The 22,468-nt window shown below is 64.9% G+C and carries 23 protein-coding genes; 14 read left to right on the top strand and 9 right to left on the bottom strand.

Going from position 1 to position 22,468, the window contains the following annotated elements:
- The first annotated feature begins 60 nt into the window (after positions 1-60).
- The 5 genes from tenA to RBH20_RS10910 all read left to right on the top strand — a co-directional run bounded on the left by tenA (position 61) and on the right by RBH20_RS10910 (position 3,596).
- Positions 61-720, top strand: a complete 660-nt coding sequence (gene tenA, locus RBH20_RS10890) for a thiaminase II (RefSeq protein WP_306708434.1) — start codon at positions 61-63, stop codon at positions 718-720.
- Positions 717-1,484, top strand: coding sequence for a TenA family protein (locus tag RBH20_RS10895; RefSeq protein WP_306708436.1), 768 nt, complete (start codon positions 717-719; stop codon positions 1,482-1,484). The genes tenA and RBH20_RS10895 overlap by 4 nt, the downstream gene beginning before the upstream one ends.
- A complete protein-coding gene (locus RBH20_RS10900; protein ID WP_306708439.1) occupies positions 1,485-2,993 on the top strand; it encodes a sodium:proline symporter in 1,509 nt (502 codons plus the stop codon).
- Complete coding sequence (locus tag RBH20_RS10905; RefSeq protein WP_306708441.1) at positions 2,990-3,118, top strand: hypothetical protein; 129 nt, start codon at positions 2,990-2,992, stop codon at positions 3,116-3,118. The genes RBH20_RS10900 and RBH20_RS10905 overlap by 4 nt, the downstream gene beginning before the upstream one ends.
- A gap of 82 nt (positions 3,119-3,200) precedes the next feature.
- Positions 3,201-3,596, top strand: a complete 396-nt coding sequence (locus RBH20_RS10910; protein ID WP_306708443.1) for a universal stress protein — start codon at positions 3,201-3,203, stop codon at positions 3,594-3,596.
- Between the two features lie 57 nt (positions 3,597-3,653).
- Here the strand turns inward: RBH20_RS10910 and psmB are convergent, their stop codons facing one another.
- The 3 genes from psmB to pth2 form a co-directional block, all read right to left on the bottom strand.
- Positions 3,654-4,346, bottom strand: coding sequence for an archaeal proteasome endopeptidase complex subunit beta (gene psmB, locus RBH20_RS10915; protein WP_306708444.1), 693 nt, complete (start codon positions 4,344-4,346; stop codon positions 3,654-3,656).
- A complete protein-coding gene (gene psmA, locus RBH20_RS10920; RefSeq protein ID WP_004517115.1) occupies positions 4,346-5,080 on the bottom strand; it encodes an archaeal proteasome endopeptidase complex subunit alpha in 735 nt (244 codons plus the stop codon). Before psmA ends, psmB begins: the two co-directional genes overlap by 1 nt.
- A 69-nt stretch (positions 5,081-5,149) precedes the next feature.
- Positions 5,150-5,488, bottom strand: coding sequence for a peptidyl-tRNA hydrolase Pth2 (gene pth2, locus RBH20_RS10925; protein WP_004591375.1), 339 nt, complete (start codon positions 5,486-5,488; stop codon positions 5,150-5,152).
- Between the two features lie 98 nt (positions 5,489-5,586).
- On the opposite strand from pth2, the gene RBH20_RS10930 reads away from it, so the two are divergent.
- From RBH20_RS10930 to RBH20_RS10945, 4 genes are all read left to right on the top strand, one after another.
- Positions 5,587-6,309 carry a YIP1 family protein gene (locus tag RBH20_RS10930; RefSeq protein ID WP_306708447.1) on the top strand — a complete coding sequence of 241 codons (723 nt, stop codon included), beginning with the start codon at positions 5,587-5,589 and terminating at the stop codon, positions 6,307-6,309.
- Between the two features lie 113 nt (positions 6,310-6,422).
- Complete coding sequence (gene dcd, locus RBH20_RS10935) at positions 6,423-7,010, top strand: dCTP deaminase (protein ID WP_004591373.1); 588 nt, start codon at positions 6,423-6,425, stop codon at positions 7,008-7,010.
- A 136-nt stretch (positions 7,011-7,146) separates the two neighbouring features.
- The gene (locus tag RBH20_RS10940; protein WP_306708449.1) at positions 7,147-8,043 is read left to right on the top strand and encodes a thiamine-phosphate synthase family protein; all 897 of its coding nucleotides are present in this window, start codon (positions 7,147-7,149) and stop codon (positions 8,041-8,043) included.
- Entirely contained in the window at positions 8,040-8,690 is a 651-nt protein-coding gene (locus RBH20_RS10945) for a class I SAM-dependent methyltransferase (RefSeq protein ID WP_306708451.1), read from the top strand. Before RBH20_RS10940 ends, RBH20_RS10945 begins: the two co-directional genes overlap by 4 nt.
- Positions 8,691-8,711: 21 nt before the next feature.
- Here RBH20_RS10945 and RBH20_RS10950 read toward each other — a convergent pair whose 3' ends face one another.
- From RBH20_RS10950 to RBH20_RS10960, 3 genes are all read right to left on the bottom strand, one after another.
- The gene (locus tag RBH20_RS10950) at positions 8,712-9,473 is read right to left on the bottom strand and encodes a DUF6775 family putative metallopeptidase (protein WP_306708453.1); all 762 of its coding nucleotides are present in this window, start codon (positions 9,471-9,473) and stop codon (positions 8,712-8,714) included.
- Between the two features lie 188 nt (positions 9,474-9,661).
- Positions 9,662-10,150 (bottom strand): HTH domain-containing protein, encoded by a 489-nt coding sequence (locus RBH20_RS10955; protein WP_306708455.1) that lies wholly within the window; start codon positions 10,148-10,150, stop codon positions 9,662-9,664.
- A 131-nt stretch (positions 10,151-10,281) separates the two neighbouring features.
- Positions 10,282-11,214 carry a sulfide-dependent adenosine diphosphate thiazole synthase gene (locus RBH20_RS10960; protein ID WP_005537851.1) on the bottom strand — a complete coding sequence of 311 codons (933 nt, stop codon included), beginning with the start codon at positions 11,212-11,214 and terminating at the stop codon, positions 10,282-10,284.
- Between the two features lie 157 nt (positions 11,215-11,371).
- Between RBH20_RS10960 and RBH20_RS10965 the strand changes: the two genes are divergently transcribed.
- Positions 11,372-12,793 (top strand): YjiH family protein, encoded by a 1,422-nt coding sequence (locus tag RBH20_RS10965; protein WP_306708457.1) that lies wholly within the window; start codon positions 11,372-11,374, stop codon positions 12,791-12,793.
- Here RBH20_RS10965 and RBH20_RS10970 read toward each other — a convergent pair.
- A complete protein-coding gene (locus RBH20_RS10970; RefSeq protein ID WP_306708459.1) occupies positions 12,788-13,432 on the bottom strand; it encodes a helix-turn-helix domain-containing protein in 645 nt (214 codons plus the stop codon). The genes RBH20_RS10965 and RBH20_RS10970 overlap by 6 nt on opposite strands.
- An 81-nt stretch (positions 13,433-13,513) precedes the next feature.
- Between RBH20_RS10970 and hutU the strand changes: the two genes are divergently transcribed.
- From hutU to hutH, 4 genes are read left to right on the top strand one after another with little or no spacing between them, the layout of a single operon-like run.
- Positions 13,514-15,262 carry a urocanate hydratase gene (hutU, locus tag RBH20_RS10975; RefSeq protein WP_306708461.1) on the top strand — a complete coding sequence of 583 codons (1,749 nt, stop codon included), beginning with the start codon at positions 13,514-13,516 and terminating at the stop codon, positions 15,260-15,262.
- On the top strand, positions 15,259-16,182 hold the full coding sequence (hutG, locus tag RBH20_RS10980; protein ID WP_306708463.1) for a formimidoylglutamase: 924 nt from the start codon (positions 15,259-15,261) through the stop codon (positions 16,180-16,182). Before hutU ends, hutG begins: the two co-directional genes overlap by 4 nt.
- Complete coding sequence (hutI, locus tag RBH20_RS10985) at positions 16,179-17,441, top strand: imidazolonepropionase (RefSeq protein WP_306708465.1); 1,263 nt, start codon at positions 16,179-16,181, stop codon at positions 17,439-17,441. The genes hutG and hutI overlap by 4 nt, the downstream gene beginning before the upstream one ends.
- Positions 17,438-19,087 (top strand): histidine ammonia-lyase, encoded by a 1,650-nt coding sequence (gene hutH, locus RBH20_RS10990; RefSeq protein WP_306708467.1) that lies wholly within the window; start codon positions 17,438-17,440, stop codon positions 19,085-19,087. Before hutI ends, hutH begins: the two co-directional genes overlap by 4 nt.
- A 7-nt stretch (positions 19,088-19,094) precedes the next feature.
- Here hutH and RBH20_RS10995 read toward each other — a convergent pair whose 3' ends face one another.
- Positions 19,095-21,647, bottom strand: a complete 2,553-nt coding sequence (locus tag RBH20_RS10995; protein WP_306708469.1) for an AAA family ATPase — start codon at positions 21,645-21,647, stop codon at positions 19,095-19,097.
- Positions 21,644-22,393: a 4-phosphopantoate--beta-alanine ligase gene (locus RBH20_RS11000; protein WP_306708471.1), complete on the bottom strand. Its 750-nt coding sequence runs from the start codon at positions 22,391-22,393 to the stop codon at positions 21,644-21,646. The genes RBH20_RS10995 and RBH20_RS11000 overlap by 4 nt, the downstream gene beginning before the upstream one ends.
- Between the last annotated feature and the right edge of the window lie 75 nt (positions 22,394-22,468).

The following is a 22,468-nucleotide window of genomic DNA, read 5'->3' on the forward strand; positions in this document are numbered from 1 at the left end:
TATACAACTTAGTTGTATTAGCAGGATATAATACGTCGGAGTTTGTTGTATTGGCTACCAATGGCATTCAGTGACCACCTGCTCGATATCGGTGAGGACATCTGGGACGCACAGAAGGACCACCCGTTTGTCCGCGAACTGGCCGACGGGACGCTCGACGAGGCGGCGTTCAAACACTGGGTGAAACAGGACTACCGGTACCTGCAGGACTACGCGCGGTTGTTCGCGCTCGCCGGGGCGACGGCCGGCGACGAGTCGACGATGACGCATCTGCTCGGGGTCGCCCATCAGGTGCTCGACACCGAGATGGACCTCCATCGGGAGTTCGCGTCGAACTACGGCATCTCGCGGCGCGAACTGGAGGAAACCGAGAAGGCCCCGACCTGTCTCGCGTACACGAACTTCCTCGTTCGGACAGCCTACGAGGGGCACGAGGCGGAGATTGCCGCCGCGCTGTACCCCTGTATGCAGGGCTATCTCGACGTGGCTGAACACATGGCCGACCTGGCCGACGACGAGCACCGGTACACGCCGTTCATTGAGATGTACACCAGCGACGACTTCCGCGAGGCGACGGGCTGGTGTCGGGCGTACGTCGACCGCTGTGGCGAGCGGTATCCCGGCCAACACGACATCATGGAAGACGCGTTCCGCACGAGCGCGAAACTCGAACACCGGTTCTGGGAGATGGCCTACACGCAGGAGGGGTGGGAGCTATGACGACGGCCGAAACATACTCTGCGTACGCCGAGCGAACCGATGATCCCCGGTTCACCGACTGGCTTCGGGAGCAGAGTCAGCCAAACTGGGACGCCGCTGTCGAACACCGGTTTGTCGAGGAACTCGGTGCCGGCACGCTCGACGAAGACGCGTTCGCCGAGTATCTGGTACAGGACTACGCGTTCGTCGACGAACTCGTCGGCACGTTCGGCCATGCGGTCGGCCAGGCGCCGGATATGGCCGCCAAACGACAGTTTGTCGAGTTCCTCGATACTGTGACCGACGAGGAAGACGACTACTTTGAGCGGTCTTTCGCCGCGCTGGGCGTCGCCGATTCGCGCTGGCAAAACCCAGAGCCGACGGATTCGACGGCGGCGTTCATCGACCTGCTGGGTCGTGCCGCACGAGAAGGCGGGTATGCCGAGACGCTGGCCGTCCTCGTCCCGGCAGAGTGGATATACGAGTCGTGGGCGACGGCGGTCGCCACGGACTACGGTGACCCGGACAGCAACGGCCTTCCCAGCGCGGGGATGGGCCTGCCGTTCTACTTCGCCGAGTGGGTGGACCTCCACGCCGTCGAGTCCTTCGTCGCGTTCGTCGACTGGCTCCGTGGCGAACTCGACGCCGCCGGGCCGACACTTTCGCCCCGCCAGGAAGCCCGCGTCGCGTCGCTGTTCGACCGCACGGTCACGCTCGAACGACAGTTCTTCGAGACGGCCTACGAGAAGCCCCAAGCAACAGTTGACAGCGAGGTGAGCCCGTAGATGGCTTCTTCGGCTGTGGTCCTCGGCCTGACCGCGGCGACCGTACTCGTGTTCACCGGCATTGGCCTCTTCGCCGCCCGCGGTCGTATCGACTCGGTGGAGACATACATCTCTGCCCGCGACTCGGCCGGCAGCGGGACCCTCGCCGCGACGGTCATCGCGTCGATGATGGGGGTCTGGATCCTCCTCAGTCCGGCTGAGGCCGGTGCCGCCTTCGGCGGGCTGCCCGCCGTGCTGGGCTACGCCATCGGCAGTGCGATTCCGCTCCTTCTCTTTATTCCCGTCGGCGCTCGCATCCGCGAGGTGATGCCCGCGGGCCATTCGCTGACGGAGTTCGCCTACGCCCGCTTTGGCTCCGGGATGTACCTGCTCGTCCTGCTGGTCTCGGTGTTTTATATGTTCATCTTCCTCGCCGCAGAAATGACCGGCATCGCCGGTGCGCTCGCGCTCGTCGCAGATGTACCGCTCTGGCAAACCTCGCTACTCATCGGCAGCTTCGTCCTCGTCTACACGACCTACGGCGGTCTGCTTGCCAGCATCGTCACTGACACCGTCCAGACGCTGGTCATCCTCCCGCTTCTGGCCGTCGGCTTCGGCGGGGCGCTTCTCTCGCTTGGTGGCACGAGCGAATTCCACGCGACGGTGGTCTCGGCTGACCCGACACTGCTCGACCCGACGTTCGGTCCCGGCCTGGAGTTCGGGCTGTACGTGGCCTTCGCTCTGCTGGGCGCGAACATGCTGAATCAGGGCGTCTGGCAACGGGTGTACGCCGCCGACGGCGAGGGAGCCTTGCGGCGTGGGATGGGAATTGCCGCCCTCGTCGTCGTCCCGATGCTCCTGCTGTCGGGGCTGTTCGGTATCGCCGCCACGGGGCTGGGACTCACTGAGTCTGGGTCCGCAAGCATCGCCTTCTTCCTCGTGCTCGCGGAGGCGTTCCCGACATGGGTGACCCTCGCCGTTGTCGTCCTCGCTGTCCTGCTGGTGATGAGCTCGGCCGATACGATGTTCAACGCCATCGCCAGCGTCGTCACCGCCGACCTCGCTCGACTCCTAGACGACCCCGACCAGCGGACCCTGTGGCTCGGTGGCCGCGGGCTGACGGTCGCTGTTGCGCTCGCCGCGATGTTCATCGGTGCGCAGGGGTACAGCGTCCTCCAGTTGTTCCTGACGGCAGACCTGCTGGCCGCCGGCGTCTTCGTCCCGTTCCTGGCCGGCCTCTACACCGAGCGACTCACTGGTCCGGGCGCGGTGGTCTCGGGTATTGCGGGGCTACTCGTCGGGTTCATCTACTTCCCATCACTCCGCGGCCTCGTCGCCGCCATACCGGGCGTCGGGAGTATGCTGCCAGCGCCGTCGTTCCTGCTCGCCTTTGCCGGCGCGACCCTCGTCTCGGCCGCTCTCACCGTCGCGGCGACCGTTCTCGGTGGAGCCGACGCCGACCTCGACAGCCTCGGGCGGGAGGTCCGAGCGCTCGACGAGCCGGTGGCTGACGGGGGGTCCGAGCAATGACGCCGTCAGCCATCGTCGCTCTGGCCGCGCTCGGGTCGACGGCGTTCGCGGCACTGGCCTGGGGGTCGATTCTGCTCGTGCTCGCCGTCTTCCTCGCTGTCGGCTGGCTAGTCTTGACCGAGTAGTCGACTGCCGTGAGAGTCTGAGCATAATACGGTTCGCGGTAACAAGACACATACTTATCATGATGGGTGTGGAACATCGCATATGCAGACCTTCGTGCTCGCGACGAACTCCGAGACAGTCAGCCAGACACTGTGTTCGTACCTCGAAGGCGTCCTCAACCCGGAAGACAGTGTGTACGCGGTCAACTCACAGCCGGGTGGAGACAGGACACCACCGGACGCGGTCGCCGATGGGAAGGCCGCACTAAACGTCGTCTCGGACCGACTGGGCGATCAAGTGTCTGTCGAAACCTATCAGATAATCCGGGGAAACAGCCCGGCTGAGGATATCTTCGATATCGCCGAGGAGGTCGATGCCGACGAACTTGTTATCGGTGTTCGCAAGCGGAGCCAGACCGACCGGCTCATCTTCGGCAGCGTCGCCCAAGATATCATGCGGCAGTCCGACTACCCGATGCGGGTCGTGCCGCGGGACTGAGCCGCAACTAGTCGGGGACAGCCGACCGCAGAGAAAGAGACGACCGAGACAGCCCGGTTATTCGGCCGACTCGTAGTCGTCGAAGGCGTCGATTTCGACGCCCTCGTCGGTGATTTCCGCGAGCACGACGCCGTTTCCGGACCCGGTGTCACGCTCGGCTGCGGCGTTGACCGCACGGATCGCCAGGTCACGGGCCTCGGAGAGGCTCATATCGTGGTCGTACTGCCCTTCGATGGTCCCCGTCGCGACCATCGTCCCGGAGCCGGTGACGGTGTAGTCGTCTTCGAGCACGCCGCCAGCGGGGTCGACGCTGTAGACATGGCTCCCCTCTTCGTCGACGCCGCCGACGATGGGGTTGATAGCGAAGTACGGGCCGCCGCGGGCGAAGTTGCCCGCCAGTGTCGCCAGCGCGTGAATCGAGAGCGGTTCGTCGCGGCGGACCTCGTAGAGGTCGGCCTCGGCGCGCAGCGAGCGGATGAACGACTGCGCCCCGCCGACACTGCCGACCAGCGTCATCGCGGCCGTCGGGTGAATCTGCTCGACCTTCTGGACCTGCTTGTTCGAAACGAAGCGGCCACCGAGAGAGGCGCGCCGGTCCGTCGCGATGATGACGCCGTTCTCCGTCGAGAGGCCGACAGTCGTCGTGCCGGTCTTGACGACGTTCTCCTCGTCGCGGCCGCCGTCCTCGTTCGGCAGTGTGCCGACTTCGGGTTGGTAGGCGTCAGTCAGTCGGTTCTCAGGGTCGTACATTATTCCTCACCTCCGAGTTCGAACTCTTCAAGCCGCTCGGCGATGTCGTCCTCGGCGAGCTTTTCGAACTGTTCGCTTTCCACATCGATGGTGGCGATGTCGACACCAGTCGCGTCGAGGCCGTCCTCGTTGACCGAGGCCAGCGCCCGGAGCGCGAGTTCGATGCCGCCTTCGAGGTCCATCTCCTCGGCGTACTCGTCTTCGAGGAACGACTGAATGTCCTCGCGGGAGCCGCCGATGGCGACAGCCTGCCACTCGTAGGGCGTCCCCGAGGGGTCTGTCTCGAAGAGGCGCGGTTCGCCGTCCTCGATACCGGCGACCAGCAGTGCGACACCGAACGGGCGTGCGCCGCCGGTCTGAGTGTACTGCTGGATGTAATCCGTGATCTCCTTGGTCAGGGACTCGACGGAGGCCGGCTCGTCGTAGCGTAGGCGGTTGACCTGTGACTGCCGGCGCGCCACGTCGATAAGCTGGCGTGCGTCGGCCACGTGACCCGCGCTAGCGACACCGACATGGGAGTCGATCTCGTGGATCTTCTCGATGCTGTCGCGCTCGATGAGCGGCGACCGGGCGTGGCGGTCGGCGGCGATAACCACGCCATCCTTGGTGCGAACTCCCACGCTGGCGGTTCCGCGCTTGACAGCTTCTCGTGCGTACTCGACCTGATAGAGGCGTCCGTCCGGGGAGAAGATGGTAATCCCACGGTCGTAGGCCTGTTGTTCGTTTCCTTGCATAATGTATCGTGTTGTTGTTCACCTGAGGTTAGGGTTGCTCTTATATAACCGTATCGCGGGCCGCTGCCCTCAGAACAGCGGCAGGTCGCCGGTGACGCGGTCCACCAGCTCGTCCTCGGCGGGGCCGACGGCGAGTGCCGTAACAGTCCCCGGATCGAGCTGTGTGTGGCCGGCGTCCCGGACGACCGCATGCGGCAGGCCTTCGCGCTCGGCCACGTCCGCGAGTTCGAACAGCTCGGACTCGCTGGTGGCCTTCAGGACGACTTTCTTCTGCCCCGCGCCCTTCCAGGCTTTGCGGGGCTTCGGGCCGGCGTCCTCGTAAGCCGACAGCGAGGCGTGGGCAACCTGGGCGGCGAGTTTGCCCTCGCCCATACCGATGTCGGCCCGCGCGACGATAGCCTGCTTCATACGATTACATGGCCACCCGTACTTAAACTCCCGTCGGACTCCCTCCACGGTTGCACATACCATAGAGTACATACGCCGTGGCCGAGCACACCCCGGAGATGCCCTCCACCATCCGAACGTTTCTCCTGCGACCGGGCGCGTTCTTCGAGCAACGACGCGGCCAGCTAAACGGATTCCGTGGCGGTGGCCTCGCTCTCGGCATCGCCTTCGCCGTCACAGTCGTTCTCGGCATCGCGCTCCGACTGTTCGCTGCGCAGTTCACCGGCACTGTCGAGAGAGACAATCCCGCACGACCCCCGGAGCAGATGTGCGAAGACGGCGGTGTCGGCGGAATAACCGTTTCCGGCTGTGACGAACCGGCGACGAAAACTGTCGAAGTCGGGTCGCTTATCTGGGACGCTGCGACTGAGATCCTTCCGGGGCTGTTTATCGGCTTTATCATCGTCTGGGTCGGATTGATGCTCGGTCTATATCTCGGTGCGAAGATAGCCGGTGGCTCCGGCCGGTTCGGCGAGACAGCGGAGATCACCGCCTGGGGACTGCTCCCGTCCGTTGTTGGCGTTGCCGCCGGCGGTGCTGCACTCGTCTTCTTCGCTGCCAGCTCCGACCTCGCCGCGTCTTCGCCGGAGATGTTCCTCGAACAGGTGCAGAGCCTACAAAACGGCCTCTCCGGGCTTGTGTTTCTCACAATACAGATCGGTACTGCAGCCTGGCAGGCGTACGTCTGGGCCGGCGGCCTCCGGGTCGTCCACGAGATCAGCAGGTACGCGGCGGTCGCCATCGCTGTTATCGCCGCGACGCTCCCCGTGATAGCCGCCTAACACTGTCGGCTGACGCCCGTCAAAAACTCCGCCACCGCGAATATCTTCAAACGGGGACAGCCAGCAGCACGAGAATCGGGGAGTTTAGGCTTCCGGCCGCACACGCCATTCTCATGATACTCTCAGATGCGGATATTCTCCGACGGCTGGAGCAGGGTGACCTTGTCGTCGAACCGCTCGACGACCCGGATATCCAGATTCAGCCCGCCAGCGTCGACCTCCGCCTCGGGCATGAGTTCTTGGAGTTCCAGCACGCCAACATCCCCTGTATCCACCCGAACTCCGAGGACGAAGTCGCCGACTACGTTGAGGAAACCGTCATCGAGGAAGGTGGGGAGTTCATTCTTCATCCCGGCGACTTCGTGCTGGGGACCACTCATGAGCGCGTCGCTATCCCTGACGACCTCATCGCCCACGTTGAAGGACGCTCATCGCTGGGCCGACTGGCGATTGTGGTACACGCGACGGCCGGCCTGTGTGACCCCGGGTACGAGGGCCAGATCACGCTCGAACTGTCGAACCTCGGCACTGCGCCTGTCGCGCTCACGCCCGGAATGCGAATATCGCAGCTCACCTTCACGGAGCTCAAGACACCTGCTGACCGTCCATACGGGGCCGAGCGTGGCTCGAAATACCAGGGACAGTCCGGGCCGCAGGCAAGCAAGATACAGGGAGATCGCGAGTTCGGAGGCGATCAGTGATGCCCGCAATGCGCGGCAGCACAATATCGGTGAGAAACGAGGTCGAGTTCGGAGGCGACCAATGAGCGGACCGCGAGCGCTGCGAGCGGGCCCTGCGTCTCGGCTACTAACGAGTGAGTTCGGAGGCGACCAATAGATGCAGTTCATCGAGGAAATCGTCGTCGATGACTTCCTGCCGACGTTTCGGTCGTTGCTGGCCGACGCCCTCAGAGAGCGCGGGCTGACACAGTCGGAAGTCGCTGACCTGCTGGGAATCAGCCAGAGCGCGGTGTCGAAGTACGTCCACGGCGACGTGGCGCGCCACGACGACCTGCTGGCCCACCGCGGGCTGGAGGAACTGGTCGAGCGACTGGCTGACGGGCTGGCCGATGGGGATATGAGTTCTGTTCAAGCGCTGGTCGAAACGGAAGTGTTCATCCGCGAACTCGAACAGGGCGGCGTCCTCGCACAGTTACACGAGGGTGCGGTTCCGGAGCTGGGCGACTACGACGACGAGTTCGCCGTTCACGACCCGGACTCACAGCTCCGATCAGCCGAACGGACGCTCGCATCGGTACGGCGCGGACTCAGCGTGCTGGAAAATACCAGCGGGTTCGCGACGCTTATCCCGGCAGTGGGGTCGAACCTCGTCCAGTGTCTCCCCGAGGCCGACAGTATCGAGGACGTGGCCGCCGTTCCGGGGCGGATTCTCGACGTGAAAGGACGGGCAACGATTCCGGCGGACCCGGAGTTCGGCGTCAGCGAGCACGTCGCGTCGCTGTTGCTGGCGGCACGGGCCGCCGGAACCGACGCCCGCTCGGTGTTGAACGTCCGGTACGACGACGGCGTCGTGACCGCGCTCCGAGATGCGGGCCTGACTGTGGTCGAGTTCGATGCCGAGGAGAGCGTCGAGCCGGCTGTCGCGGCCGCCCTGACTGACGACCCAGCTGTCGACGTGCTCTATCACACCGGCGCAATGGGGATTGAGCCGGTGGTGTACCTGCTCGGCGACGACGCTGTGGCGGTCGCTGAAACGGCGCGCGAAATCCTGTGACGGACGCGCAATCGTTCTACGGCCGGTGGGCGCGGGTGTATGACTGGGTAGCGAATGCGCCCGGCGTTGCGTCCTGGCGCGACCGAACGGCGGGCTCGCTGGCGCTTGCACCCGGCGACACCGTCATCGAGATGGGTTGTGGCACTGGCGCGAACGTGCCGGCGCTCCGCGAGCGAGTCGGGCCATCGGGTCGGATCGTCGGTATCGACGTGACACGGGAGATGCTCGACCGCGCACGCGAACGGCCCGCCAGAACCGGCGAAGCCGTCCACTACGTGCAGGCCGACGCCGCTCGCCCACCAGTTCGAGCGGCCGATGCCGTTCTGGCGACATTCGTCGCCGGCATCTTCGAGGACCCTGCGGCGGCGGTCGACGCGTGGTGTGACAGTGTCGCCCCTGGTGGCCACGTGGCACTGCTGAACTTCCAGCGGAGCCCCAGCGCTCTCGCCGCGCCGCTGAATCTCGCGCTTGAGGGGTTCGTCCGACTTTCTGCGCCGGGGACGCGGCTATCGACGCGATCACACGCCAGCGCGTTCGAGCGGCGGGTGCGTGCGGCGCGCGAGCGACTCACCGAGCGGACGGTGGACAGACGGTATGAGACCTTCGCCGGGGGGTTTCTTGGCCTGCTGTGTGGAACTGTGCCGTAACCGGCGCGGTGGGCCAGATTGCTATGGCCGGTACCGCTCAGCGTGTTCCGGACAGAATTCGGGCTCTCGTAGCTGCGCGGCGACAACGCCTGGCTGGCGGTGCGGATTGTGAAGCCGGCAGGTGTCCTCGTCACAGAACGCCTCCCCCGTGTCAAGGTAGTGGTAGGCCTGCAGGACGTACCCCTTGATAGCGTCGGTTGTCCGCGGGTCATCCTCAACGAGGAACGCTCCTTCGACCTCGTTTTCGAGCACCTCCCGGGGCGGTGTGCCGCCACCGAGCAGGGCGTGTTTCTGCTGTTCCTTGTAGTACTGCTCGGGCTTTGCGGGGGCCTCGTACAGCCCCGGCACCGAGACGATAGCGGGCTGGCCGAGGACGTTCACGCGCTTGTGCCAGCGACCGTCGTGGTCGCCCCAAGTCCCGACGACGCGGTCCAGCAGCGGGACGTGGAGGTGGTCGAGTGACCGCTCGGACTCGGGGAGTCGCTCGTGGAGCGCCTGCTGGACCGCCAGCCCGTCGTAGATGACGCCGCCGGCCCGTTCAGGCGACTCCAGCGCTCGTTCCTCGTACCGGACGATACCCAGCATCGTGTTCCCGGTCTCGCGGTCGTACGGCGAGAGTACCCGCCCCTTGGCGAACGACTCCGCTAGCGCCGAGTCGCCGTGCAGCGAGAGAAACCGGTCCCGGACGGAGACAGTAGCCTCGACCCGCGCGTCGAGCCAGTCAGCGATGGCGTCGGTGTCGGCGACCGCTGTCGGAGCGCGGTACAGCGTCACGGACTCCATTGTATTGGTCAGTGGTATCGGGCATTAATACCGTTTGTGTATCCGTGATTCTCTTCTGTTGAGTCGTCGCCAGAGTAGAGAACCAGAGCGGACAGGTCAATCTGGCGCTCCAGAATCAGGGACGGGCTCGGCAAAGCAGCGCTATACTGGACGCCATCGACGACAGAGTGTGTCGTCCCGAGGGGATATCAGGACTCGGACTGGTGGGGAAGCCCGGCCGGTTCCGTCGTGAGTGAGTCAATGCAATCGGTGACAGACCACGTTGTTTCCCCATCAGTACACGGGTACACGCCGACAAGGTCGTCGTTCGCGTAGACGGCGACGGCTATCATCGGGAGTCGAAGCACCTCGGTACTGCCGCCGACGAGTAGCGACGAGGTCCGCGTCTCGAACGGCGGTCGGAGACTCAGCCCACGTTCCGTTGCCCACTGTTCGTACCGGTCGACAGTCGCCAGCACCTCTCCGTGTTCGGTCCGCTGGGATACGGGAATTTCCTCGGGCCACGTCTGGATATCGAAGTCATCGACAATTCCCGTTGCGGCGAGTTCTGTGAACCGGTCAATGGCTGTCGTTCGGGGGCCACAGACCGGCCGCCGACTCCAGAGGTGGACCGAGATCTCGCCGCCGACTGACTCGCCAGGCCTGTGGTTGTCGCTCCGCTGCATCTCTTCGGACATTGGTTGATAATCACTAACATAATTGTCGCACGCTTGCATAATTGTTTGTATTAGTGCGATATTATGGCTTGAATAGATAACTAAATCGAGAAAAACTAGCCGTATAAAAACCAGAGGGGCGTGGGAGGATTTCAGTCGTCAGCGGGGGTTGCGTCGCGGCTCGTAACGTCGACCGGCTCGGCGTCGACTTCAAGTTCATCAAGCGCGACCTGCGCGGCGCGCTTGCCGGAGACGAGCATGGCACCGAACGTCGGCCCCATCCGCGGGAGGCCGTAGGTGGTCGCGGTGGCCATGCCAGTAACGACGAGGCCATCGTGGGCGAGGCCGGTGTGTTCGACGACAGCGTCCTCGCTCTCGCCGACCCACATTGAGTCGTGGCCGGGCGAGTCGTGGCCGGGCGCGCCATAGGTATCGTCGTCGGTCTGATCCATGCCGCTGGCTTCGTCTTCGAGGCCCGGCGCGTTGAGGACGCCGCGCTCATCGAGTTTCTTGACAGCCATCGCGTCGTGGCCGGTCGCGTCGATGACGAGGTCGGCCTCGACGGCAATCGGGTCAACGCAGGTGATTTCTCGGGGTAGCGCGTGGACAGGCGTCCAGTTCATCACGATACCGCCGACGCGGTGGTCCTCGCGGATGACGATGTCGGTGAACTCCGTCATGTTCTGCATCTTCGCGCCGGCGTCGCAGGCGGCCTTGATGAGGCCGGAACAGGCTTCAGGTCCGTTGGCGACGTAGAGACCCTCACTGTCCTTGGACTGTTTGTGGTCGACTTCAAGTTCGTCCAGCACCTGCTGGGCCGGGTCACGGACGGTGACCTTGTTCATCAGGAAGCCGCCGAGCCAGAAGCCGCCACCGAGGTAGTTGTTCTTCTCGACGACCATCACCTGCACGCCGCGCTCGGCGAGTTCCTTCGCGGCCATCAGTCCCGATGGGCCGCCGCCGACAATGATGACATCGGAGTCCGAGAAGTCCATGAACTCCTCGGTCCATTCCTGCCCGATTGCGCGTGTAACCTCTGCTTCGCCGACATCACTGAACTGTTCGAATGAATCGGAATCGCTCATACCACTTAGTAATATCTCCCGGTGGTACATAGTCGTTCTGATGCCCTCGTCTGTTTACTGAATCCCGGCGCAGTGGTACTGGGGTGGGTAGCTGTGATATAAATGGTTCCATGCGGTGGTTTCAGGACTAACTATCAAATGAGAGTATTGTTTGGTAATGTCTACCGAAACAGGCAACACGTACACGGTTGACACTGAACCGGCGGCAAGAGATATCGACGATATCGACCTGCACGAATACGAAGCGTGGCCGGTGCTGAAGTTCCTGATCGCGTTTCTCATCGGTGGGGTGTTCTTTCTTCTGCCGGTCCCGTACCAGGGTGAAGTTACAGTCCCGTTCGATATCGTCGTCAGCAACATAACCGGGTCGTTCCCGGATGTCGTTGGCATCTACTCGCTGGCTATCATCCTCGCCGGTGGGATACTGACGACGTTTGCGATGGCCAGTGACGGCGAGGTCGCAGGGTACGACCTGTCCTACTTCGAGACTTCGGGAGTCTTCTGGGCACTCCGAGTCGCTGGCGTTCTCATCGCGCCGGTGATGTTCCTCAAGCTCGGGCCCGAGTGGCTCCACACGCCCAGTACCGGCGGGCTGATGTGGGGAACGCTGGTGTACAGCGTTGGCGTCATCATCCCCATCGGAGCCATCTTCATCACGATCTTCGTCGAACTCGGCGGGCTGGAGTTCGTCGGAACGCTCGCGAGGCCGGTAATGCGCCCGCTGTTCAGAGTCCCGGGGCGTGCTGCACTGGACAGTCTCGCATCGTGGGTCGGCTCCTACAGCGTCGGCCTCTACGTCACCCGCAATGTCTTCGAAGCCGGTGGCTACCACAAGCGCGACGTGTTTACCATCGCGACGTGCTTTTCGACGGTGTCAATCGGCTTCGTCGGCGTCGTCGCCGCCACGCTCGATATGCTCCCGAAGTTCCCACTGATCTTCGGGGCGTACTTCTTCTGTGTCGTCGTCACCGGTGTGATTCTGGTCCGGGTGCCGCCGATCTCCAGAATTCCCGAAGAGTACATCGCTGAGCCTGACCCGGAGCTCGCGTTCTCCGGAACGCCGGTGGATTATATCCGACTGGCGGTCAGCGAGGCCGTCGGGAAGGCCAAGGAAGGCGAGACGTTCGCGCAGGCAGCCAAGCGGGGCTTCGTCGATGGCCTGAAGCTCACTAGTCTCATCCTAGGAACCATCCTTGCTGTCGGACTCGCCGCAACGCTGCTCTCGGCACACACCCCACTCTTCGACATTCTCGGTCGTCCGCTAACGCCGGTCATCGCTGCGCTCGGGATCCCGAACGCAGCGGTGGTCGCGCCGGCGACCATCGTCGGTATCACCGAGATGTACGTCCCCGTCCTGCTCGTGTCTGAGACGGCGGTGAAGGCAAAGTTCTTCGTCGGCGTGCTGGCCGTCTCGCAGCTCATCTTCTTCTCCAGCGTCGGCCCGATGATGATGGATATGTTCAGTGACGTCCCCATCCGGTTTCGGGACCTTGTGGCGTTGTTCATCATGCGAACAGTGCTCCTCGTGCCGCTCGTCGCCGGCATTACCCACGCTCTCGCCGCTCTGGGCCTCCTATAGGAATTCGACCAGCGCTTCGGCCAGTTTCTTCTCCGCCCGCCGCAGATGATCCTCCGCTGTTCGGCGCTCTACGCCCACCTGCTCAGCGATAGCCGCTGTTGTCGTCTCGCGGGGCAGTTCGTAGTACCCCTGCTCGTACGCCGTCAGGAACACCTCGCGCTGCCGCGGCGACAGGTCTGGGAGCATAGCATCGACGGTCAAAAGCGGTGCATCCGGGGTTACAGAGCTAATTTCACGTTTTGATTCGACGGTAACGTCGAACTGTCCTGCCAGGGACTGGTACACCCTGGTCAGTGCGTCGGGGCTGAGACCGAGTGCTCGGACGAGCTTGCCGCCACTAGCGTATTTCAACGGCGGGACGAGCAGACAGCCTTCGTTCGCCAGAAAGCGCTCGACGTTGTTGTCGAGCTGTGCTTTCAGACACTCCTCAGTCACCAGCACCTGCTCGTCGCCGTTTTCCAGACGCTCCCCGATACCAACGGTGTTGCGGACCTGCTCGATGACGTTCCCGACCTCTCCACCGCTAACGTGGAGCAGGTCGCTGTGGTCGTTACACCACAACTCGATGCGTGTGCCGGTTCCGTCGGTTGCCGCCTCGTAGGCCCCGTCACCGTAGACACGGAACATCACCTCGTACATAGTCATCGGTTAACATGGGTATATAAAAACAGTTCCGAACGGTGATAACCTGCTAACACGGTTCTCTACTAATGGTGTGGTATGGCACAGCAGTCTGCCCCAGACACCGACCACGACGTCGGGACTCCCTCAGAACAGTGGCGCGAGTACCAGGGTGCGCCCACCGGCACCGACATTGAGTGTGAAGGGTGGCGACAGGAGGCCGCACTGCGGATGCTGAACAACAACCTCGACCCTGAAGTCGCCGAGAAGCCGGAAGAGCTGGTCGTGTACGGCGGGACGGGGCGTGCGGCCCGGTCGTGGGACGCCTACGACACCATTGTCGACGAGCTCCGCGAACTCGGCAACACCGAAACCCTCCTCGTCCAGAGCGGCAAGCCGGTCGGTCGGTTCGAGACTCACGAGAAAGCCCCACGCGTCCTCATCGCAAACTCGAACCTCGTCGGCAAATGGGACAACTGGGAGCATTTCCACGAACTCGAAGCGAAGGGGCAGATCATGTACGGCCAGATGACCGCCGGTTCGTGGGCCTACATCGGCACGCAGGGCATCATTCAGGGGACCTACGAAACGCTGGCCGCGCTTGCCCGGAAACACTACCCAGATAACGACGGCCTCCGCGGGAAGATTGTCGTCACCGGCGGCCTCGGGGGAATGGGCGGCGCGCAACCGCTCGCGGTGACGATGAACCACGGCGTCTGTATCGCGGCCGAAGTCGACGAGGACCGTATCGACCGGCGCATCGAGACGGGGTACTGTCAGGAGAAGACCGACAATCTCGCGGCGGCTATCGAGCGCGCACAGGAGGCCGCGGCGAACGGTGAGCCCTACAGCATCGGTGTCCACATGAACGCCGCGGATATGCTTGCGGAGATGCTGGAGATGGGGTTCGTCCCCGATGTAGTGACTGACCAGACGAGCGCGCACGACGAACTGGAAGGATACTACCCCGCTGGCTACACCGTCGAAGAAGCCGACCGGCTCCGCGAACGCGACCCCGAGACGTACGTCGCGGAGAGCCTCGATACGATGGCGCGACACGTCGAGGGCATTCTGGAACTGCAGGACAGGGGTGCCATCGCCTTCGAGTACGGCAACAACATCCGCGGGCAGGTCGAGGACCAGCGCGACCTCGACAGCGCGTTCGATTTCCCGGGGTTCGTTCCCGCGTACATCCGCCCACTGTTCTGTGAAGGCAAGGGGCCGTTCCGCTGGGCCGCGCTCTCAGGCGATCCCGCGGACATCCACCGGACTGATAATGCAGTCAAGGAACTGTTTCCGGAGAAAGACGGTCTCCATCGCTGGATCGACCTCGCTCAGGAACAGGTGTCTTTCCAGGGCCTGCCATCGCGAGTGTGCTGGCTGGGGTACGCGACCGAGGACGGGCTGACCGAGCGCGCCCGCCTCGCGCTCCGTATCAACGAACTCGTCGCCGACGGAGAGATTTCCGCGCCGGTCGTCGTCACGCGAGATCATCTGGACGCCGGGAGCGTGGCCTCGCCGAACCGCGAAACCGAGGCGATGAAAGACGGAACTGACGCCGTCGCTGACTGGCCGGTTCTGAACGCCCTCCTGAACTGTGCGGCTGGTGCGGATATCGTCAGCGTCCACGACGGCGGCGGCGTCGGCATCGGCAACTCCCTTCATACGAACAACCACGTCGTCCTCGACGGGTCTGATCTCGCAGCCGAGAAGGCTCGCCGCGTGTTCACGACCGATCCCGGGATGGGCGTCATTCGCCACGCCGACGCCGGCTACGAGATCGCACAGGACATCGCCGACGAGAACGACGTGGCGGTCCCGATGCGCGACCGCAACCGCGACCGATGACCGACCTGACAGACCCGTCGCCGTGGACCGGCCCGTCCGGCGACCCAAACGACGAGCAGTTCGGTGACATCGTCGAGACGGCCACGCTCGCGACCGCTGACGAGTACGACGCTGTGCTGGTGGGCGAGCCGTACGACGGGGCCGTCATCGGACGACCGGGGGCGTGTGCCGGCCCGGCGGCCCTCCGACGCGAACTCGGCGGAACGAAGACCCATCACATCGAACGTGGGCCGGTCCACGCAGTCGCCGACCTCGGCGACATCGAGATTCCAGCTGGCGATGTCGAACAGGTCCAGCGTGCCGTCCGTTCGGTAACGGACCGGGTCCACGCAACGAGCGCGGTGCCAGTGTTTCTCGGTGGCGACAACTCGCTGACGTTCCCGAACGCCGCACCGCTGGTGGCTGCTGACACTGTCGGCGCGATCAGCTTCGACGCCCATCTCGATTGCCGCGCCGTGCAGGACGAACCGACGAGCGGGACGCCGTACCGTCAACTCCACGATGCGGGCCTCGACACGCTGGCCGTCGTCGGCGCGCGCCACTTCGAAACCTCGACAGCGTACCACGACTACCTCGCCGAGCAGGATGGGACAGTCCTGTCTCCGGAGTCGGTGGCCAGTGATCCCCTTGGTGCGGTGGACGACGCGCTCGCCGCACTCGGCGACGTAGACGCCGTCTATGTCAGTCTGGACCTCGACGTGCTCGACGCCGCGGCCGCACCGGGCGTGAGCGCACCGACACCGGGCGGCATCTCGACGCGGGAACTGTTCCGGATGCTGGGTCGCGTGGCGTCCGACGACCGTATCGCCGGGTTCGAGGTGGTCGAGTGCGCGCCGCCGCTTGACGCCGGGAACCGGACCGCGCGTGCCGGGGCCCGCGCCATCGCGCACTTCCTCAGCGGCCTGGGAGGTGACCGATGACAGCCCTCGACGCCGTGGTCTACGGCGCGGACGAACTCGTTGCGGGCCCAACAGCGGATGGCCGCGGGCTGGAGACCTACGAGGATGGCGCGGTCGCCATCGTTGACGGCTCGGTCGCTGCTGTCGGCCCGACCGCGGAGGTAACCGCCGAGCACCCGCCGGAGAGTGCCGGCCACGCTATCGATGCCAGCGGGCGGGCCGTCGTGCCGGGCTTCGTCGACCCGCACACCCACGGGCTGTTCGCCGGCGACCGCTCCGACGAGTTCGCTGCCAAACTGCGCGGGAAGTCCTATCAGGACATCCTCGCCGAAGGCGGCGGCATCCTCCGAACGGTCCGGGCAGTCAGGGATGCCGACGAGGAAACGCTGCTGTCGAACCTGCTGGCACATCTCGACACCATGCTCGCCCACGGGACGACGACAGTCGAGGTGAAGTCCGGCTACGGGCTCGACACGGAGACGGAGCTACGGATGCTCCGAGTCATCGACAGCGCCGACGACATCCATCCCGTCGACGTGGTCCCGACGTTCATGGGCGCACACGCGGTCCCCAAGGGATGGGACACCGACGACTACACCGCGGCGGTCGTTGACGAACAGGTTCCCGCGGTCGAGTCACAGGGCATCGCCGAGTTCTGCGACGTGTTCTGTGAGGAGGGTGTCTTCTCGGTCGCACAGTCCCGACAGGTCCTCGAAGCAGGTGCGGCCGCCGGGCTGACGCCGAAGGTCCACGCCGAAGAACTGGCCCACATCGGCGGGACGCAGCTGGCGGCGGACGTGGGCGCGGCCAGTGCTGATCACCTCCTGCACGCGACGGAAGCGGACATCGACGCGCTGGTCGACGCTGCCGTGACGCCGGTGCTGCTCCCCGGGACGGCGTTCGGGCTCGGCGCAACGTACGCTGACGCGGCGGCGTTCCGCGACCGTGGTGCGCCCGTCGCGGTGGCGACGGATTTCAATCCGAACTGCCACAGCCACAGCATGGGCTTTGCGCTGTCGCTGGCCTGCGTCGAGATGGGACTGACGCCGGCCGAAGCCCTAGTCGCCGGAACGAAACACGCCGCGCTCGCGCTGGACAGGACCGATGGACTGGGGACGCTCCGCGAGGGTGCGCCCGGTGACGCCGTCGTCCTTGCCGCGCCGAGTCACGTCCACATTCCGTACCAGTACGGGACCAACGTCGTCGACACCGTTCTGAAAGGCGGCTCGGTCGTCAGCACCCCAACACATGAGTCATACGACCGGGAGATGCAACCATGACCGCCGACGCTGTCCTCGACGGCGAATCTCTCACACCCGCCGACGTGGTCGCCGTCGCCCGAAACGGCGCGACCGTCACCGTTGCCGACACCGCCCGCGAGCGAATCCGCGAGTCCCGCGAGCGCGTCGAGAGCGTACTGGACAGCGGCGAGGCGGTGTACGGCGTCACTACCGGCTTCGGCGACCTCGTCGACGAGCGCATCCCACCCGAAGACCTCGATAACCTCCAGCGGAACCTCCTGCGGAGCCACGCCGCCGCTGTCGGCCGGGAATTGACGACCGAGGAGGTCCGAGCGATGATGGTTACGCGGGCGAACACACTGGCGAAGGGATATTCCGGCATCCGCGAGTCCGTCGTCGATTTGCTGGTAGCGATGCTCGATTCGGGTGTCCATCCGGTCGTTCCATCGCGGGGCAGCCTCGGTGCGAGCGGGGACCTTGCCCCGCTCGCACATATGTCGCTGGTGCTCATCGGGGAGGGGGAAGCCGAGGTCGAGAGGGACCGACTCCCCGGCGACGAGGCGCTCGACGCGGCCGGCCTCGAACCGGTGACGCTCCGGGCCAAGGAGGGGTTGGCGCTCATCAACGGGACGCAACTGACCGTCGGCGTCGCCGCGCTCCTCCTCAGCGATGCCGAACAACTGGTCGCCGCCGCCGACATCGCCGGTGCGCTCACGACGGAGGTGACCCTCTCCTCGACCGTACCCTCTCACGAAGCCATCACCGCCGTCCGGCCTCACGCCGGCCAGGCCGCGAGCGCACGAAACGTCCGGCGGCTGACGGCCGACTCCGATGTGGTCGAGTCCCACCGAAACTGCGACCGGGTGCAGGACGCCTACGCGATGCGCTGTCTGCCGCAGGTCCACGGCGCGGTCCGTGACGCCGTCGCCCACCTCCGGGAAGCTGTTGAGGTGGAACTCAACAGCGCAACGGACAATCCGCTGGTGTTCCCTCGCGAGGCCGAGCGCAGTGAGTCCTCGGGCCGAGCAAGCGGGAGCGAACGAGATGAGATGAGCGGCGAGGCAGGCGCTGTGAGTGTCGACGACCGGGCCTCCGGTTCCGACAGTGCGGGCGTGCTGTCCGGCGGGAACTTCCACGGCGCGGTACTCGCCATGCGCCTCGACTATCTGACGAATGCGCTCACCGAACTCGCGGCCATCTCGGAGCGCCGGACCGACCGGATGCTCAATCCGAATCTGCAAGAGCCACATCTCCCGCCGTTTCTCACAGAGCGAAGTGGCGTCCGCTCGGGCTACATGATCGCACAGTACACCGCCGCGGCACTGTTGAACGAATGTCGGTCCTTCGGCCGGCCGTCGATGGACAACACTCCCGTCAGTGGCAATCAGGAGGACCACGTCAGCATGAGCGCGCAGTCGGCCTATCTCGCCCGGAAAGCGGCGCAAAACGCCGCCGCGATTCTCGGCGTCGAGCTGTGCTGTGGGGCGCAGGCCGCCGACTTCGTCGACGATGCCCTCGAACTGGGCGTCGGGTCCGCCGAAGCCTACGACGCCATCCGTGCAGTGATCCCGAAGCTGACGGCTGACCGGCCGGTCCACGAGGACATCGAGGCCGCGGGCGCGCTTGTTGAGTCACCGGCCTTCAGCGAACGGGTCGCTGATGCGCTCGACGAGGAGTTAGAGTGATCCGGACTCAGGACCCGAGCCCCAGATCCGCGGTGCTCTCCGCTCCCTGATAGCGCTCCCGGTCGTCCCAGTCGGCGATGCTCGAATGCGTTTCCCAGACGGCGGTTTCGAGGTGTCCCTGCGTGATTTCTGAGCCGTCTCGAAGGGCATGGCGCGCCGCGTCCTCGGCGACGAGTTCGAGATCGCTGGCCGCGTAGCCAGCCGTCGGCTCAACGATGGCATCCCAGTCGATGTCGCCGGCGACGGGCCGGTCCTGCAGATGGATTTCGAGGATCTGTCGGCGTGCCTCGGCATCCGGCGGCGGGACCTCCACGCGCTCGTCGAACCGGCCCGAGCGCCGCAGCGCAGCGTCGATGTCCTCAACGAAGTTTGTCGCGGCCACTACGACGATGTCCTCGGCCGCCGCGCCCTCAAGTTCGGTGAGCAGTTGATTGACCAGTTGTTGCTCGCTCGTGTTCATCGAGCCGCGCCGCGAGCCGGCGATGCCGTCGATCTCGTCGATGAACAGCACGCAGGGGGCGTTCGCGCGGGCCACCTCGAACACCTCGGCAACGTTGCGGGCCGGCTCACCCATCCACTTACTCGTCACGTCCGCGGGGCTGATTTCGACGAAGCTATGGCCGAGTTCGCCCGCAAGCGCGCCGGCGAGGTGGGTCTTCCCACAGCCGGGCGGGCCGTACAGCAACAGCCCGGCGAGCACGTCGATGCCGTACTCGGCGTAGGCGTCGGCGTTCTGAAGCGGGTCGAGGACCGTGTCTTCGAGCCGGTCCTTCAGTTCGCCCATCCCGCCCACGTCGCCGAAGTCGCGTCCCGTGTCAGTCTCGACCAGCGAACTGGCCTGCAGGTCGACACCGTCGGGCTGGACGACGCCGTTTTCGGCGACCATCTCGGGATCGACCCAGTCCGGGATGCTGGTGTCGGTCTCCGTGGCGGCCTGTAGCAGGTGGTCCGTCCCGATCGGGGCGTCCGCTCGCAACGCCTTTCGGGCGGCGTCCTCAGCGAGAAGTTCGATGTCACTGGCCGCGAAACCAGCCGTCTCCTCGACGACGGGGTCGAGGTCGATGTCGGCAGCCGTCGGTCGACCGGCGAGGTGAAGCCCCAGAATCTGCGTGCGTGCTTCCGGGTCCGGTGGGGGGACCTCCACGCGCTCGTCGAATCGACCCGAGCGGCGGATGGCGTCGTCCACGTCCTCGACGAGGTTCGTCGCGCCCAGCACCACCACGTCCTCGTCTGCGATCCCTTCGAGTTCAGTGAGCAGTTGGTTCACCAGTTGCTGCTCGCTGCTGTTCATGTTGCTGTCGCCGTCGCGCGCGCCAGCGATGCCGTCGATCTCGTCGATGAAGAGGATACATGGGGCGTTCGCCCGGGCGATCTGGAACAGCTCCTCGACCTTCTGTGCGGGTTCGCCCATGTACTTGCTCGTCACGTCGGCCGGCGTGACCTCGATGAAGGCGTGGTCGACCTCGCCCGCGAGCGCGCCAGCGACGTGGGTTTTTCCGCAGCCGGGCGGGCCATGCAATAGGACACCGTTGACGACGCCGATGCCGTACTCCTCGAAGGCACTCGGGTCCTGTAGCGGCCGGACAACCTTGTGGTTGAGCGTCTCCAGTAGCTCGGACATCCCGCCCACGTCGGCGAAGCTACGGGACGGGTTCGGGTCGACCAGACCGTCGGCTTCCATGTCGACACCATCGGGCTGGACCACCGTCCCGTCGTCCGAGGGGCGCTCGCGATTTATCGAGGGCGCGCCGTCGGTACTGTCCGAGTCGGTATTGCTGCTCGTCCTGGCCGAACTTGATTCGTCGGACTGGTCGATTCGTTCCCGAATGTTCCGTTCGAGGCGGTCGGGGTTGACCTCGTAGCCGTACTCGGCCAGCCGACGGGGTTCGGCGCTCAAAAACTCCGCGAGCCAGCCGTGGCGCTGTAGCTCTTCGGTCGGGGCATCGGGGTCCCGGAAGGTGACGAGCTTCACGTCCGTGCTGTCGGGTGAGTGGTACTCGGCAAGCCAGAAGGGGAGATACAGGCGGTCGACGCCAGTCACGCTGTCGAATCCGTCGGGTTCGAAATCTCCGGGGAGCCCGTAGGACTCGCGCAGTTTCCGGAGGAATACGTTGGCCGTGCCGGAGGCGGCGTTCTGTTGCTGGTCGCGGTACTCCGCGACGCGCTGGGGTAGTAACGACCGGGCGTTGTCGTCGGTGACCTGAAACTGCAGCAGGACAGAGCGGCCAAGCGCTGGGTCGCTGCGGCCGAAATCGTAGTCGCTGGTCGCTCGGCGGACTATCGCGTCGGTGTCATCGACGTACTGCGAGACGGCCCGGTCGTTGTCCGCCCAGAGCCCATCGAGAAACGCCGTTTCTGCCTTCGTCGTCGTCCCGAGTAGCTTCCCCTTGCCGGTCTCGTACTCGTAGTCAATCTTGAAGACCGGATAGAACACCCGATGGAGGCGTTCCAGTTGTTCAGTGTCGCCGAAGGCCGTCATCGTCCGCTGGTCGAGGGGTTCTCTAACGGTTTCCTCGTCGGGTACCCGACGGTCAGCGTAGATGTACGGTGGCAGACTCATTCGAGGTCGCCCTCCCGAATCGTCCGCTCGGCGGCGGTCAGGGCGCTGTCGGCGTCGAACGCGTCGATGGCGTCTTGCTGGGCATCCGGATCGCCACGGAGGTCTCGCGCGTGCTCGGTGATATTCGGTATCGCCCGGATGATGTTGTCGACGATGGGGACCGTCGCTACTTCCGCCGAACGGCTTCGAGGATTGAGGTCGATGACGAGTTCCGTCTTGCCCATCTCGCCCAGCGCCTCGGCGCGGTCGCCGTCTTCCAGCGGAACGAGCACCACGTCCGCCGCGCCGATGCCGTCAGCGTCGACCTTCGCGCGCTCGTGGTCGAGTCCGGGGATTCGCCCGTCGGCGGTCAGCCCCTTCACGTCTGTCGCGCCGTGCTCGCGGAGGTAGTCGGCGATGGCCTCGATGCGCTCCTCAGTTCGGTTGAACAGGTTCACCTCGAGGTCTGCGCCGGTCACTTCAGCGAGCTCGACGAGTTCGCCGGGCACGAGGGCGGCGGCGTTGCCATTGACCGAGATGACGGCGTGGTCAGCGGACAGGAGGTGTGCCGCGGCGGCGCGCTCGGCGTCGTCGGCGCTGTCGATAGTGTGCTCGCCCAGCAGGTAGTCGAAGGCTTCGCCACGGCCTTGGGCGATGAGTCCCTGCCGGGAGGTGATTCCGCGGTCGACGCCCGCTTCGATACGGTGGCGGGTCAAAAGCGACTCGTAGCGGGGGTGGCTCTCAGGGAGGTCGACGTCCTCACTCATACGTTCCAGTGATACCTCCCTGTACTAAAGTCGTCCGTCAGGGGCGTGTCCCGGTCCCCGTCGCGTATCTCACCG

It is taken from the genome of Haloarcula sp. H-GB4, assembly GCF_030848575.1.
Lineage (GTDB): Archaea > Halobacteriota > Halobacteria > Halobacteriales > Haloarculaceae > Haloarcula.

What these genes read in the sequence shown, in the direction of transcription:
- tenA (WP_306708434.1), top strand. Translation starts at nt 61, where the DNA reads ATGGCATTCAGTGACCACCTGCTCGATATCGGTGAGGACATCTGGGAC.
- RBH20_RS10895 (WP_306708436.1), top strand. Translation starts at nt 717, where the DNA reads ATGACGACGGCCGAAACATACTCTGCGTACGCCGAGCGAACCGATGAT.
- RBH20_RS10900 (WP_306708439.1), top strand. Translation starts at nt 1,485, where the DNA reads ATGGCTTCTTCGGCTGTGGTCCTCGGCCTGACCGCGGCGACCGTACTC.
- RBH20_RS10905 (WP_306708441.1), top strand. Translation starts at nt 2,990, where the DNA reads ATGACGCCGTCAGCCATCGTCGCTCTGGCCGCGCTCGGGTCGACGGCG.
- RBH20_RS10910 (WP_306708443.1), top strand. Translation starts at nt 3,201, where the DNA reads ATGCAGACCTTCGTGCTCGCGACGAACTCCGAGACAGTCAGCCAGACA.
- psmB (WP_306708444.1), bottom strand. Translation starts at nt 4,346, where the DNA reads ATGTACGACCCTGAGAACCGACTGACTGACGCCTACCAACCCGAAGTC.
- psmA (WP_004517115.1), bottom strand. Translation starts at nt 5,080, where the DNA reads ATGCAAGGAAACGAACAACAGGCCTACGACCGTGGGATTACCATCTTC.
- pth2 (WP_004591375.1), bottom strand. Translation starts at nt 5,488, where the DNA reads ATGAAGCAGGCTATCGTCGCGCGGGCCGACATCGGTATGGGCGAGGGC.
- RBH20_RS10930 (WP_306708447.1), top strand. Translation starts at nt 5,587, where the DNA reads ATGCCCTCCACCATCCGAACGTTTCTCCTGCGACCGGGCGCGTTCTTC.
- dcd (WP_004591373.1), top strand. Translation starts at nt 6,423, where the DNA reads ATGATACTCTCAGATGCGGATATTCTCCGACGGCTGGAGCAGGGTGAC.
- RBH20_RS10940 (WP_306708449.1), top strand. Translation starts at nt 7,147, where the DNA reads ATGCAGTTCATCGAGGAAATCGTCGTCGATGACTTCCTGCCGACGTTT.
- RBH20_RS10950 (WP_306708453.1), bottom strand. Translation starts at nt 9,473, where the DNA reads ATGGAGTCCGTGACGCTGTACCGCGCTCCGACAGCGGTCGCCGACACC.
- RBH20_RS10955 (WP_306708455.1), bottom strand. Translation starts at nt 10,150, where the DNA reads ATGTCCGAAGAGATGCAGCGGAGCGACAACCACAGGCCTGGCGAGTCA.
- RBH20_RS10960 (WP_005537851.1), bottom strand. Translation starts at nt 11,214, where the DNA reads ATGAGCGATTCCGATTCATTCGAACAGTTCAGTGATGTCGGCGAAGCA.
- RBH20_RS10965 (WP_306708457.1), top strand. Translation starts at nt 11,372, where the DNA reads ATGTCTACCGAAACAGGCAACACGTACACGGTTGACACTGAACCGGCG.
- RBH20_RS10970 (WP_306708459.1), bottom strand. Translation starts at nt 13,432, where the DNA reads ATGTACGAGGTGATGTTCCGTGTCTACGGTGACGGGGCCTACGAGGCG.
- hutU (WP_306708461.1), top strand. Translation starts at nt 13,514, where the DNA reads ATGGCACAGCAGTCTGCCCCAGACACCGACCACGACGTCGGGACTCCC.
- hutG (WP_306708463.1), top strand. Translation starts at nt 15,259, where the DNA reads ATGACCGACCTGACAGACCCGTCGCCGTGGACCGGCCCGTCCGGCGAC.
- hutI (WP_306708465.1), top strand. Translation starts at nt 16,179, where the DNA reads ATGACAGCCCTCGACGCCGTGGTCTACGGCGCGGACGAACTCGTTGCG.
- hutH (WP_306708467.1), top strand. Translation starts at nt 17,438, where the DNA reads ATGACCGCCGACGCTGTCCTCGACGGCGAATCTCTCACACCCGCCGAC.
- RBH20_RS10995 (WP_306708469.1), bottom strand. Translation starts at nt 21,647, where the DNA reads ATGAGTCTGCCACCGTACATCTACGCTGACCGTCGGGTACCCGACGAG.
- RBH20_RS11000 (WP_306708471.1), bottom strand. Translation starts at nt 22,393, where the DNA reads ATGAGTGAGGACGTCGACCTCCCTGAGAGCCACCCCCGCTACGAGTCG.